Below are 12,520 nucleotides of genomic sequence, written 5' to 3'. Positions count from 1 at the left end.
TGGTTTACCGGCGTTTGAAGGGTTGCCCTAGCATGCTGCATGCGTCGATCGCCATGGGTCGCAATTGCGCCTCAGAGAGTTGACCGGTCAGCGCGCAGCCCGTTCCCTGGCTCCCCCAGTAGAACGTGCTGCGATTACCGTCACGAAACAGGCGGAATGCTGTCGCATCCTTTGGAACCGCGGCTACGTACATCGTGAGCCGGGCGCCTGCCGTGTTCTGATACATGAATTGCGCGGCAGGCCCGGACTCGCCGGGCAGCAGGCGGCCGCCGATCAGCGAATACCCATATTCCCGAAGCGAAGCCACTGACAACTGTCGATCGAGGCGCCGCGACAGCCAGTTGACCAGTTGGTCGCGTTGCAGCGCCGCGACCTCCACGGGGTGGCGTTGCTCGGGTGCGTACACCGCGAAAGCGATGTCGGCGCGCTCCGCGAACACGGGTGGATCGGCCGCGAAATTCGCCGACACCCAACCGGATGACGAGCCGAGCGCCACGCCCATCGCTATGCAGGAGGCTGCGAGGCCAGCCTGCCGCCACCATGGCGTGAGACGGCGTACGACGATACAACGCGTATCGTCTCGCGGATCCCTGAACAAGGCAGCAAGCGCGGCTTTTTGCGCGCGGTAATCGCCCACACGTTCGGCCGCCCCGAGGTCGGTCGTCAGCCAGACGAGCGTGGCTGCGCGCTCCGACGCGGACAGCTCATTGTCGGCAAACGCCGACAGCGGCCGCAAATCTGTACCGCTCAAGCCTTGCGTCCTCCGGTCACGGTCGTCGTTCATGGCTCGTTTGCAGGTTGCGACTACGCTGCCCTGATGCCTCTCAATGACGGAATGCCGTCCGTCGCAGGTCCACGCACGCGCGCGGCGAATCAGGGCCCGCGGCATAAATCCTTCTTTCTTGCCCGGGAATGACGCCCCGGCACGGAACGCGCTCGAAATATCCGGCGTCAATACCGTGAGTAAACGTCCGTAGGGGTCGCTCTATTCCAATCGTGTGAAGTGAGCGTTTGCCGTTGCGAGCCGTGAATATTTGTGGCGCAAAGCTGCGCCGCCGCTCAGGCCAGCCCATTTTGCCATGCCTGTTCAGCATGAACGTTTACACGAAAGATGGAATAGGCGGCCGCACCGAATCGTTTAGACAGCATGTCCGAACCAACGGCAGACTTCGATGAACATTCGACAGCAGCAATTCATTCGGCCTGTCGGCACACTGCTGCTGATGGCATCCGTTGCGTTGGTCGCCGGCTGCGGAGGCGGGGGTGGTGGCGGCAGCACGTCGATGGTTTCGATCGCCGGCACCGCGGCAACCGGCAAGGCACTTGCGAACGCGACGATCAGCATCGACTGCGCGCGGGGCTCGATGTCGGTTGCAGCGGATGCGAACGGAAACTACCACGCGACGCTCGGCGCAGTGATGCCGTGCATGATCGCCGCGACCTCGGGCGTGACAATGCTGCATTCCGTTGCATTCGCCGGCGGCACGTACAACGTCACGCCGGAGACGGATCTGCTGGTGTCGTATCTGGCGGCGCAACTCGGCACGAATGAAACCGGACTCGTCGCCGGCTTCGGGGTGAACACACAGTTTCAGCAGGTGCTCGCGAATCAGACCGACGTTCTGACTGCGCAGGCCGCGGTCGTCCAGAATGTGCAGCAAACGTACGCTGTCACGCTGTCCACACCCAATTTCCTGACTACCGCATTCGCTGCCGGTCAACCCGGCGAGGACAGCGATCTCGAAGCGCTGCTCGCTCGCGGCGCCATCGACGCCAACGGCGAACCGGCCGCCGCCGCCGTCGCACTGATGGCCACGATGGGGGCGGCACACCCGATTGCGGCATCACCGAATAACAGCACGGGCGGGACCGGGGTGGGCGGCATTGGAAGCTCGGGCGGCATGATGTGAGACGCGCCTTGCGTCAGAGCAGTTCCGCGGTGACGTCCCCCGCGGAATGGCTGTGGCCGGAACCAGGAGAACGCGCGCGAAACAAAGTCGTGAACTCTTCCGCGGGCAGAGGCCGTGAGAACAGATAGCCCTGTCCCGTTTGGCAGGACCATTCCCGCAGGAGCCGCGCCTGCTCGGCCGTTTCAATGCCCTCGGCCGTGACGGACAACCCAAGAGACTGCGCCATGGAGATGACGGCTCGAACGATCGCATCGTCTTCGGCACTCGTGCCGATGCCCTGAACGAAGGATCGATCGATCTTCAGCACGTCCAGCGGCAGCTTGCGAAGATAACTTAGCGACGAGTAACCCGTACCGAAGTCATCGATTGCGATCGTTACGCCAAATTCTTTCAGCTTTCGGAGCGTCTCGATGCTCTTTGCCGTATCCCGCATGATCAGACCTTCCGTGACCTCCAGTTTCAACGCCGACGCGCCGATGTGAGCACTGGTCAGCGCCGCCGCCACGTCCGCCACGAGGTTAGGATCATCGAACTGCCTGGGGGAAAGATTGACGCTGATCTGCAGTGGCGGCTCGGTTGGGAACTCCCTTTGCCAGCGCGCGACTTGCTGGCAAGCCTCTTCCAGTACGTATCGTCCGAGCGGAATGATCAGGCCGCTTTCTTCTGCAATCGCAATGAACTCGGACGGCGGCAACAAACCCCGCGTGGGGTGCTGCCACCGCACGAGCGCTTCCATTTCACTGAACCCGGCCGCCTGAAGCTGCATGATGGGCTGAAAATACACGCGCAGTTCGCGATGCTCGATCGCGTAACGCAGGTCCGTCTCGATCTCCAGCTTTTTGACGGCTTCCGTGTGCATGTTCTCTTCGAAGACCACATAGCGGCCCTTTCCGCCATTCTTGGCCCGGTACATCGCGACGTCGGCGTCCCGCAATAACGTTTCAGCATCGCCGCGGCCGCCACCGGCGCGCGCGAATGCGAGCCCGACGCTCGCGCTGACGATGTACTGCTTGTTGTCGAGATCGAACGGTTGACTGAACTGAGCAAGGATGTTGTCCGCGACCAGAGTCCCTTCGCTGGTTGCTTCACTGCCGAGGTGTTCCAGCAGGATGACGAATTCGTCTCCGCCCAATCGCGCGACAGTATCGGAGGGACGAACACAGCCTTCGAGGCGCTTGGCCGCTGCGATCAGCAACCGGTCTCCCACGTGATGTCCAAGACTGTCGTTGACGCGCTTGAAGTTGTCCAGGTCGATGAAAACGACGCCGATCATCGCATTGCGTCGACGCGCGCGAACTTCGGCCTGACCAATCCGGTCGAGCAGCAGTGCGCGGTTTGGTAACGCGGTGAGCGTATCGTAGAACGCCCTGCGCGCGAGTTGCTCTTCGAAGTTCTTTCTTTCGGTGGTGTCGCTCGCTGTCGCCACGATCGCGCCGACCGCTGGTTCGTCGAGCAGGTTCGTCAGAGTAAGCTGAATATAGCGCCACGCATCGCCCTCGCCTCGCGTGCGAATCTCGATGGACTTCGTGGATCGAGCCGTCGACGCCACGGTCTGCAACAGACCCGCCAACGCGGGACGATCAGTGGGATGGATCGGATCGAGCAGACTGCTACCGACGAGCTGACCCATGTTCTGCAACGGATCCGGTCTTCGCGTCGGCGCCTCGTAAGTCACCGTCCCGTCGATGTCCGAAACGAGTATCGCGTCCGAGGTGTTCGCGACAAGCGCCTGCAGCCTCTGCTCGCTCGTGCGCAGCGCGTCCTGGGCCGCCGCGTCCGCGTTCTTGCGAATACGCCGCAGCATCTGCAGAAACAGCAGCGTCAGCCCCACGCCGATCGCCAGAACCACAGGGGTCGATATCAGGACGATCCGTTGCACGGCAACGAGCCGGTTGAGTTGCGTCGTCGCATCGTCGCGATGCTGTGCCGCTGCTGCGAGGACCTGATGCTCGATATCGTCGAAGAGCGGATCGGCCGAATCCTCGTCGATCTCATTGGCTTTCGCGATGTCGTGATCGTCGACGGCCTTGAACATCGGCTTGGCGAACGATCGATACTTCGCGTGCTTCTCCAGCAGGCCGAGCAGCATCGTGCTGCTGCCGGGTTCAAGCGCCATCGCCTTCTTCAGCGAAGCGTCCAGTGCCGCGCCGGCTTCGCTGTGCTCGCGCAGAACTTCCGGACGTGGGTCGAGGAAGTACTTGCGTTCGGCCGACTCCTCCCATGCGACGCTGTAGCGGGCTTCCTCGAAAGCGTTATCCGCCTCGTTGGCAGCTTGCGCGGCGAAGCCGGCGCTCAAGCTTTCATAAGCTCCCCAGAAGGCCAGAAGCGGCACGCTCAGCAGAACGAGGATGAGTCCAAATACTGCGGTGCGCCGCGCCGGTGGGGGCGCATTCAACGACGACTGCGCCAATGGGTCTGCCCCTGAATCGCCTCGCCACAGGTAGCGACGCCTTTGGGTATCTTTCTTTCTGGTCACGGTTGCTCCAATGTGGAACGTCACGTCGACGGGTTAATCTGTTCGAGCAGGCTGGGCGGAAGGCCATCAGAGGTGCCGGTTTCCGGGGGACGACCCATGACGAACGACGCTGATCCCGGCCCGCGTTTTGTCGGACCACCGCTTGTTTACGGCATGCTCGGGATTTTCTGGAGGTGCCGCGCTGTCGTTCCACGCCGGGAACATGGTTTTGCCGTAGACGGATTTTGTTCTCCGGGTTTTCGCACGATCATAGACACCATTCCCGCTCGCGAAAGCGAGCCGACAATCGTAGCGAGGAGACAGTATGCAAGCGGCCATTCCGACGCCAACTGGCTGTAGTGACGAAGTAGAAGTCGCCAGATTCCGCTGGGTGATTCTGTTTTTCGCGTGGGCCGGGCTCATGCTAAGCACGGTCTGCCGCCTCGCCTGGGGAACGCTGGCACTTCCCGCCGGACAGTCACTGGGGCTTCCCATTGCCGCCCTCGGCGTATTTGTCACGGCGTTCTACGCGGGCTACGTTCTCTCCAATGTCGTGGGCGGTGTCACGACCGATCGGATCGGTGGCCGCACAACGCTGTCCGTCTCCCTTTTCGGCCTCGCAGTCGCGACGTTCTGCTTCGGTTACACCCCGTCATTAGGTGTGGGGCTCGTATTGCAATGCATCATGGGACTGACTGCGGGCGCCGACTACGCGGCCGGCGTAAAGCTCGTTTCGACGTGGTTTACCCGGCACGAACGCGGGAGAGCCGTCGGCCTGCTGATGAGCGCGTCTTCCATCGCGGTCATTGTGACCAACGCGGTTCTGCCTGGCGTCGTCACCCAGCTTGGCTGGCGCAACACCTATCACGGACTCGGCATTTGTGCGCTGATACTGGCGATCCTGACTGCGGTGATCGTCCGCAACCATTCCGTCCATTCCGACGTCAATCTGTCGGGACGCACCCCGGAAAAATTGCGCTTGAGGACCCTCCTCACGCGCAACTTCGTTTTGCTTGCGCTCGCTGGCTGCGGCGGGTTCTGGGGCACACTCGGCTTTGCGTCGTGGGCGATTTCGCTCATGGTAAAAGGACATCACCTCGTTCCGGTGCAAGCGGGATTCATTGTGGCGATCGCGGGAATTGCAGGGCTAGTCAGCAAACCGTCGATCGGCTGGCTCTCCGACAAACTGGGCGGACGCCGGAAAGCATTGACGGTCGCGTCGTTTATCTTCTTCTTTGTAGTTCTGCTGGCGTTCGGGCACCTTTCAGATATCGATGCATTTCGTCTCGCGGCTCCGTTCATCGGCATCGGAGCATTCGTCTACAGCCCGCTGCTGGTGACGCTGGTTGCCGAGCAGAGCGGCATCAATCGGGCCGGCTCAGCCGCCGGCATCGCGAATGCGGTCTGGCAGTCGGGCTCGGCGATGTCACCGGCTGTCGTAGGCCTTGTGTTTCAGGCCAGTCACTCATTTCAGATGGCCTTTGCCGCGCTCGCAGTAGGCCCGCTCCTGGGCGCGATCTGCATGCTGTTTGTGAAAGAGCACGCCAGCCAATAATCATCCGATGACCCGCGCCATGCGGGCGACACTCATCGCCCGTATGGCGCCTCAAGTTGCAACAGTCATGTTTCGACTTCCAACCAGCACGCCTGGGCAAAAGCGCCACCATCATCAAGAGAGGACTGGAATGAACCACATTACCCATACTTTCGATACGCCGTGGAGATCGCATCAGATTGAAGGATCGCGCGGCTACGAATTCATCTTCAACATTCTGGGCACCGAATATACCGACGCCTATAACATCGATATTGCGAAGGTTGCGCCTGGCGGATATTCGCCGTTGCATATTGATCAGGATAACCACGCGTTTTATATCCTCGACGGTGAAGGCGAAATTGACATCGCCGACCGGTGTTATCAGGTCAAGGCAGGATCAGTCGTCCGGATTCCGCGCGGCGTGGTGCATGCGATCCGAAATATTGGCGAGGGCTGGCTGATGTTGCTCAGCATTTATGATCCGCCACGCATCCGCAAGCAGAAGGCGGTGGAAACTATCTGAGGTCGATCTGAGGTCGATCGTTTGCAGGCGGGCTGGCGATTGGGCGTATCGCCCAGACTGGCCGCTGCGGTCTTCAGTCCGCAGCGGCCACCGTCTCTAGAAGTAGTGGCGCAGGCCGATTGCCGCGACGCCCTGTGCGGAACTCGAACTGAGTGACATGCCGAATAGCTGGGCCTGACGGCCACCCGTCGCATGCTGGAAAACGTAGGTCACATAGATGTCCGTGGCCTTGCTGAATTTGTAGTCGTAGATCACGCCGTATGTGCTTCGGATACTTGCATAGAAGACATTTTTCGGACCATTGTTCTTGTCGAGGAACGTGTATTCCACTCCGACAACCTGGAACGGCGTGATGTTGTACCGGACACCGACATCGAAGATGTCGGCTACGTCGCCGGTCAGCGTCCACCTCGAGTTGGTGTAGAGCGCATTGAACATGAAATCGCCCAAAGACGCCGTGCCGCCGGCGCCTAGCGTACGCAGTGTTCCTGGCGTCAGATTGTCCTTTCGCGTGGTGTAGACAGCGCCCAGAAGCGCACCGGTCGTCGTCCATGTCGCTCCATAGCTTTGCGTGCTATTGGGCGATCCGATTCCGGGCGCATCGCCGAACCCGTACATCGCACCAAAGTGGAGTGACTCCACAGGACTCCACGTCGCCTTCACTGAACTGTCGACTTCACCTCCGCCAATGCGGTCAAGCGAGGGATTGCTGCCGTTGTTCCCGAAGAAGTTGGCGTTGATTGCCGGGTGAAACTCAAGCGATGTGCCGTACCAGGAATTCGCCGTAGTCTGCAGGTAGTCCAGCATGAAGTCGGGCTGTCGTCCGAATAGCACCTGCACCTTGTCGTTTGCCAGTCCGACATAGGCGTAGCGACCGAATATTCTCTGAGCAGTCGCTGTGCTTTGGCCTAGCACGCCGTTGTTCAGGGAAAATCCGCTTTCAAGTCTGAATACCGCCCTGAGCCCCCCGCCAAGATCCTCACGGCCTTGAAGACCCCATCGGTCTCCACGCATCATGCTGCTGGCCTCCTGCACACTATGGTGACCACCCTGATTTGTGGTGTACTGAATCCCAACGTCAAGGATTCCGTACAATGTAACGGAACTCTGCGCGTGCACGATGGGTACGGCCGTTGCAACGACAGCTGCAACACCTGGATAGAACCATGACTTCACTTTTGTCCCCTTGTACTGATGAGTTTCACAAAATCACTGCTTGCGTGACGGCACGTTTTGTTGATTAAGTTGAACGTTCCGTGCTCCGCGCAATGACTCAAAAGTGCCCAGCCATTATTCGGCACACAAGGCTCCGGACTGGAACACCACATTCCGAATCTGGTCATCCGGGTTTTCACGGTGTTAGCGAGAACGTGCCTATGAGATTCGGTAAAAGATTTTTTGCGCCGCGGATCAACCGGCGCTCAGACTCGACATGGAGACCGACATGGAGACCGGGCGCCACATCGCGCCGCGTCGGTACAGCTGCGACGGCCAATGGCAATGAAAACCCGTGCAAACCGGACACGCGCGGAGCGCGCACGCAAGTGGATTCGCCTCTTGGGGAAGGAGGTCGGCGTAACGAGATCTAGCGCTTTTCGCTGCTGAAATGAGTGGCCAGAAAGTCCACGAATGACCGTACTTTTGGCGACAGCGTTCGGTGCCGTGGAAAGACCGCGTTGATTTCCCGCTCGCCTCTTTCCCAATCCGGCATCACGCGTACCAATCTGCCATCTGCTATGTCCTGACGACACAGATAGTCAGGCAACCAGGCCAATCCCGATCCAGACAGCAAGACTGTCCGGAGCGTGCTCGTGTCATTGGCAAAGAAGCGCGGATGGACGCCGATGGTCGACAACTCCTCGGCCCGACGCAAGCGCCACTCGGACGGGCCGTCGGCAATGTCAAGGAGGAAATGGGCCGGGAGGTCGTGCGGCGACTCAGGTGTGCCGCTCTTACGGAGATATGCAGGAGTTGAAACCAGGACCAGCCGGGCGCTCCCCAGTCTTCTCGCAATCAGTCTGGAGTCTTCCAGTGTGCCTGTCCGAATGACGACATCCATTTCGTCCGTCAGCGGCTCCATCTTATTGCTGGTGAGTTCCAGGGACAGCTGGACATCCGGATAGGCAGCGAGATACGCAGGGACAAGCGGTGCGATCATGAACTGCCCGGGCGTTACCGGCGAGCTGACCCGCAGAAGTCCTCGCGGGGTCAGTCGCACCTGCCCGACCTTCTCCTCCGCTTCTTCTACGTCGTCGAGTATCTTCTTTGCGGACTCGGCGAACAGCAGGCCGGTATCCGTCAACGCCACCTTGCGATTGGACCGGATAATCAGCGCCACGCCAAGATGCTCCTCAAGCCGCGACAGAGACCGGCTGACTGAAGATTTCGGCATCGCCAGCACCCGGGCTACCGCACTGAAGCTCATCAACTCGGAAAGTTTCGAAAATACGCGAATGTCGATGAGTTCAATCATAGGTTTCTGGATGCCGAAACGTTGAAGCTGACGCCGTTCCCGATTGCAACAAAATGCTTTCCACTCGGCAAACTGCAGTTCATTCCTTACCTATCGACTTGTAGCGGTGACAAAAATATCTGTCAAACCGGGATTTCCAGCACTCTTTGAGAGCGCTGCTCAACCGTTCGCATCTGCATTCGCTCGCCACCTTGTTCCCCGCATGGAACGTGACGTTTCACGGCTTCGTCTTGATATCGCGACCGGCGAGTGCAACGATAGGACTTGACCAGCGTATGCAGGCGCGCGTTCCCACAAACCCCACCTACGAGGCTAGTGTTGAAGATCGATCCCGAAGAGTTCCGCAAAGGACTCCGAGCCTTTACGACGGGCGTCACCGTCGTTTCCATGCCTGACGGCCAGGGCGGCATGCACGCTATGACCGCGAGTTCATTTGCAGCCGTTTCAATCGACCCCCAGCTGGTAGCAGTCAGTATCGCGAAGACTGCGAAGTCGCATGCGTTTCTGTCGAGCGACAACTATTACGCAATCAACATTCTGGCTGAAAATCAGGGCTTTCACGGCCACTACTTCGCTAACCGGATACCCGAGCGCTGGGATCCTCCGCATGAATGGATCGCGGACACGCCTATTCTCAGCGGGACGATGGGCTGGTTTCTATGCCGCCGCTGGGCCGCATACGAAGGCGGTGACCACACCATTCTGGTGGGTGAAGCATTGCAGATTCACCGCACGGATGATCGACCGCTAGTCTGCAATCGCGGGACTTTCTATTCGCTGGGTCAGCCGGTGGAAGCCGTCCATCCAGACCTGCAAGCCGTCGGGAAATCCGATTGATAGCGGCAAGCGACGTCACTTACTACGACAAGCGGACATTCTCCATGACGAACAGGATTCAGATAGTAGACAACGGACCAATGCAACTGACGGGCGATTTCGAGCTTGTGGACGACAACGGGCAAATCGTGCGCGCTCGCAAGGTCTATACGTTGTGCCGATGTGGCCTGTCAACGAGGCTGCCGTTCTGTGATGCATCGCACGAGACGGCTGGATTCGCGAGTTCTCCGAGAGCACCGCAAAGCGAAGCCGGCTCCGATCCGGCGTCGGCGTCGGCGTCGAATACAAGCGCCGCTCCACAATAATCAGTTTCCACCTGGTACTGCTATGTCTATCGTCAAAGGTCAAATCATGGACGCCGGCCCGCTTCACGTGGTCGGCGAGTTTGAAATCGTCGACGGCCTGGGCAATCGCTTTCCGAACAGTGGCATCTTCAGTCTCTGTCGATGCGGGCACTCGGAGAGCAAACCCTATTGCGACGGCGCGCATCGGGCGCAACGGTGGTCGGGGTGCGCCGCGGCCGCCGCAACTGTGCGAACCGAAACCAGGCCGCCTGCTCCGAACGAGCAAGCGGGCGAATCGAAGCCAAGCTAAGCCAAGCTAAGCTAGGGCGTTTTCGAACTCACTCCCCTGGACTACACACAATAATTTCGTTCGCGGACAATGCAAGCGAAAAGAGGCCAACCTTGCATCCCGCAAGATCAGCCCCTCGAGAAACACCGCAGGCAGCTATCGTTTGAGTAGAGAGCGAAGCGAGACGGACGTATCGGCCAACTGATTCGCGTCTACCGGACCACCAGCGACCATTCTCACGAATATAGCCATGTCCTTGCCCTTGTTGACCGTTACTGCGGCCCGTACATTGCCGGCGTCATTGAGGCCGATCATGCTGAAAGCGCCATCGGAAATCGCACCGCGCAGGACCACCGTATGAGCGCCTTCGAAAGTGCCAAGCGATTGCATATTGCAGTCGTATTGATCCGACCAAAGCCACGGCGTTTCATCATAGCGCTCGGTCGCACCGAGCATGTTGGCGGCCGCCACTGCGGGCTGCTTCTCCGCGACCTGCCAGGATTCGACACGCACGTGACGTCCGATCGAGGCGACGAAGTGCTGCGTGACCTCGCCGGCAGCAAAAATGTCCGGGTCAGAGGTGCGGCATTCGTCATTGACCACGATGCCATCTCTAACTTCGAGCCCTGCCCGCTGAGCCAGCTCCGTGTTCGGAACTACACCAATTCCAGCCACGACTACGTCCGCGAACAGTTCGCCCTCGCTGGTTGCCACGCGCACCGATCCGTCGAGTGCCTGCTGGATATCCGTGACCTGCGCCCCAAGGCGAAACTCCACGCCGCGACCAACGTGGAGCTGCCGCATGAACTCGCTGACTTCCGGCGGCATCGAGCGCTTGAGCAACCGGTCAGCCGGCTCGACGAGGGTCACCGCACATCCACGGCCGATGGCGGTTGCCGCGACCTCCAGTCCGATGAACCCGCCTCCCACGATCACGACTCGCGCCCCTTGTGCGAGCCGCATTCTCAGATTCCGGGCGTCGTCGAGCGTGCGCAGGTAATGCACGGGGCCGCCTTGCAGTTTGCGGACACGCGATCCGGTCGCCAGCAGAAGACGGTCGTAAGAGATCTCCGAACCATCGCTCAAGGTGAGCAAACGGTACGCACGATTGATCGCCGTGACTGCCAGTCCCAGGCGCACTTCAATACGCTGGCTCCGGTAGTAATCGACGTTTCGAATGAACGCGTGCCGCTCCCGCTCTGCGTCGAGCAGCGCATCCTTCGAAAGCGACGGCCGGTCATATGGCAGATGGGTTTCATCACCAATAATGCAGATGCGCGCATCGGGCGCCCGCTCGCGCAACACTTCCGCGGCCCTGCGGCCGGCTTGACCGCCACCGACAATAATAAGATTTTGACTCTGCATAGCTCAGCTCCCGCGGTTGCCCGACCGTCACTCTGTTCCGGTACTGCCGATTTCCACTCGACCATTGACTACCCGAATCGGATACGTGCGAACCGGTTCGGTAATCGGAGCAGAGCACGGTGCACCCGTACGCAGGTCAATCAGCCCCTGGTGAAGCGGGCATTCGACGCAGCCGTTCTCGACGAATCCCTCCGACAGGCGCGCATGACCATGAGAGCACAGGTCGTGCAGGGCAAACCATTCGCCATCGGCGCGGAACACCGCTACTGGGTGCGCGCCGACGGCAACCTGAGCCGGCTCGTCCTCCGCAAAGTCACTCATCGCGCCCACGTCAACCCACTGCATAATTTCCGACATTCAAACCCCCGTTCAGATCGGCGTTGCGAGCAGCGTCCGTACTCGCGACGTGTCGTAGATCACACGCTTTTCAGCGTAGCGCCAGCCATTGGGCGTCCGAACCACGCGGTCAAGATAACGACCCGCCTGGTACACGAACGACTCACCGTTTGTCAGCGTTTGAACGACGATGTAACTGCTCTCCGTGCGCACTTCATCTGCGGATTGCTCGAGGACCGTCAAACCGGACGTCATATGACGGTAGGAGTGTTCTTCGAAAATGTTTGCGTTACGCAGCGACACCACCCGATCGCGCAACATGCGCTTATTCGTGCAGTGAATGATGCCGATTGGCAAACCGGCATCGTCATTCTCGCGGGGTACGATCTCGTACAGGCAGTCTTCGACGAAGAAGTCGGGCCAGGCTTCGAGCCGATCATTGTCCAGCGCGTTGACGTAGCGGCTTTGCAGCATATGGAGGTCAATCCACAGTTGTGTTTCCTGTTCCATC

13 protein-coding genes are annotated in these 12,520 nt (G+C 59.8%); 6 read left to right on the top strand and 7 right to left on the bottom strand.

The annotated features are described in order from the left end of the window. Positions 1 to 4 precede the first annotated feature (4 nt). Positions 5 to 784, bottom strand: a complete 780-nt coding sequence (locus PQR32_RS36120) for an anti-sigma factor family protein (protein WP_408238871.1) — start codon at positions 782 to 784, stop codon at positions 5 to 7. Positions 785 to 1,172: 388 nt separating this feature from the next. Between PQR32_RS36120 and PQR32_RS36115 the strand changes: the two genes are divergently transcribed. Further along, entirely contained in the window at positions 1,173 to 1,910 is a 738-nt protein-coding gene (locus PQR32_RS36115; RefSeq protein ID WP_408238868.1) for a hypothetical protein, read from the top strand. Between the two features lie 13 nt (positions 1,911 to 1,923). On the opposite strand, the gene PQR32_RS36110 is transcribed toward PQR32_RS36115, so the two are convergent. After that, positions 1,924 to 4,305, bottom strand: coding sequence for a putative bifunctional diguanylate cyclase/phosphodiesterase (locus PQR32_RS36110; RefSeq protein ID WP_408238865.1), 2,382 nt, complete (start codon positions 4,303 to 4,305; stop codon positions 1,924 to 1,926). 385 nt (positions 4,306 to 4,690) lie between these two features. Between PQR32_RS36110 and PQR32_RS36105 the strand changes: the two genes are divergently transcribed. Continuing rightward, positions 4,691 to 5,920 carry an MFS transporter gene (locus tag PQR32_RS36105; RefSeq protein ID WP_408238862.1) on the top strand — a complete coding sequence of 410 codons (1,230 nt, stop codon included), beginning with the start codon at positions 4,691 to 4,693 and terminating at the stop codon, positions 5,918 to 5,920. Between the two features lie 130 nt (positions 5,921 to 6,050). Further along, on the top strand, positions 6,051 to 6,425 hold the full coding sequence (locus PQR32_RS36100; protein WP_408238859.1) for a cupin domain-containing protein: 375 nt from the start codon (positions 6,051 to 6,053) through the stop codon (positions 6,423 to 6,425). A 96-nt stretch (positions 6,426 to 6,521) separates the two neighbouring features. On the opposite strand, the gene PQR32_RS36095 is transcribed toward PQR32_RS36100, so the two are convergent. After that, a complete protein-coding gene (locus PQR32_RS36095; protein WP_408238856.1) occupies positions 6,522 to 7,601 on the bottom strand; it encodes a porin in 1,080 nt (359 codons plus the stop codon). A 409-nt stretch (positions 7,602 to 8,010) separates the two neighbouring features. Next, positions 8,011 to 8,898, bottom strand: coding sequence for a LysR family transcriptional regulator (locus PQR32_RS36090; protein WP_408238853.1), 888 nt, complete (start codon positions 8,896 to 8,898; stop codon positions 8,011 to 8,013). 318 nt (positions 8,899 to 9,216) lie between these two features. Between PQR32_RS36090 and PQR32_RS36085 the strand changes: the two genes are divergently transcribed. The 3 genes from PQR32_RS36085 to PQR32_RS36075 are packed head-to-tail and all read left to right on the top strand — an operon-like array spanning position 9,217 to position 10,329. Beyond that, positions 9,217 to 9,735 (top strand): flavin reductase family protein, encoded by a 519-nt coding sequence (locus PQR32_RS36085; RefSeq protein ID WP_408238850.1) that lies wholly within the window; start codon positions 9,217 to 9,219, stop codon positions 9,733 to 9,735. A gap of 44 nt (positions 9,736 to 9,779) precedes the next feature. Next, complete coding sequence (locus PQR32_RS36080; RefSeq protein WP_408238847.1) at positions 9,780 to 10,040, top strand: CDGSH iron-sulfur domain-containing protein; 261 nt, start codon at positions 9,780 to 9,782, stop codon at positions 10,038 to 10,040. Next, a complete protein-coding gene (locus PQR32_RS36075) occupies positions 9,928 to 10,329 on the top strand; it encodes a CDGSH iron-sulfur domain-containing protein (protein ID WP_408238844.1) in 402 nt (133 codons plus the stop codon). Before PQR32_RS36080 ends, PQR32_RS36075 begins: the two co-directional genes overlap by 113 nt. Positions 10,330 to 10,464: 135 nt before the next feature. On the opposite strand, the gene PQR32_RS36070 is transcribed toward PQR32_RS36075, so the two are convergent. From PQR32_RS36070 to andAd, 3 genes are read right to left on the bottom strand one after another with little or no spacing between them, the layout of a single operon-like run. Next, positions 10,465 to 11,673, bottom strand: a complete 1,209-nt coding sequence (locus tag PQR32_RS36070) for an NAD(P)/FAD-dependent oxidoreductase (RefSeq protein ID WP_408238841.1) — start codon at positions 11,671 to 11,673, stop codon at positions 10,465 to 10,467. A 27-nt stretch (positions 11,674 to 11,700) separates the two neighbouring features. Then, the gene (gene andAb / locus PQR32_RS36065) at positions 11,701 to 12,030 is read right to left on the bottom strand and encodes an anthranilate 1,2-dioxygenase ferredoxin subunit AndAb (RefSeq protein WP_408238838.1); all 330 of its coding nucleotides are present in this window, start codon (positions 12,028 to 12,030) and stop codon (positions 11,701 to 11,703) included. A gap of 12 nt (positions 12,031 to 12,042) precedes the next feature. Continuing rightward, positions 12,043 to 12,519, bottom strand: a complete 477-nt coding sequence (gene andAd, locus PQR32_RS36060) for an anthranilate 1,2-dioxygenase small subunit AndAd (RefSeq protein ID WP_408238835.1) — start codon at positions 12,517 to 12,519, stop codon at positions 12,043 to 12,045. Position 12,520 lies beyond the last annotated feature (1 nt).

Source organism: Paraburkholderia dipogonis (genome assembly GCF_046027395.1).
In the GTDB taxonomy this organism is placed as follows: Bacteria; Pseudomonadota; Gammaproteobacteria; order Burkholderiales; family Burkholderiaceae; genus Paraburkholderia; species Paraburkholderia dipogonis_A.
The sequence above is the reverse complement of the archived record's forward strand: the minus strand, read 5'-3'. Positions and strand labels throughout refer to the sequence as shown.

Excerpts from the sequence above, each read along its gene's own strand:
- PQR32_RS36115 (WP_408238868.1), top strand. The coding sequence starts at position 1,173 with ATGAACATTCGACAGCAGCAATTCATTCGGCCTGTCGGCACACTGCTG.
- PQR32_RS36100 (WP_408238859.1), top strand. The coding sequence starts at position 6,051 with ATGAACCACATTACCCATACTTTCGATACGCCGTGGAGATCGCATCAG.
- PQR32_RS36075 (WP_408238844.1), top strand. The coding sequence starts at position 9,928 with ATGCATCGCACGAGACGGCTGGATTCGCGAGTTCTCCGAGAGCACCGC.
- andAb (WP_408238838.1), bottom strand. The coding sequence starts at position 12,030 with ATGTCGGAAATTATGCAGTGGGTTGACGTGGGCGCGATGAGTGACTTT.
- andAd (WP_408238835.1), bottom strand. The coding sequence starts at position 12,519 with ATGGAACAGGAAACACAACTGTGGATTGACCTCCATATGCTGCAAAGC.
- PQR32_RS36070 (WP_408238841.1), bottom strand. The coding sequence starts at position 11,673 with ATGCAGAGTCAAAATCTTATTATTGTCGGTGGCGGTCAAGCCGGCCGC.
- PQR32_RS36080 (WP_408238847.1), top strand. The coding sequence starts at position 9,780 with ATGACGAACAGGATTCAGATAGTAGACAACGGACCAATGCAACTGACG.
- PQR32_RS36120 (WP_408238871.1), bottom strand. The coding sequence starts at position 784 with ATGAACGACGACCGTGACCGGAGGACGCAAGGCTTGAGCGGTACAGAT.
- PQR32_RS36105 (WP_408238862.1), top strand. The coding sequence starts at position 4,691 with ATGCAAGCGGCCATTCCGACGCCAACTGGCTGTAGTGACGAAGTAGAA.
- PQR32_RS36090 (WP_408238853.1), bottom strand. The coding sequence starts at position 8,898 with ATGATTGAACTCATCGACATTCGCGTATTTTCGAAACTTTCCGAGTTG.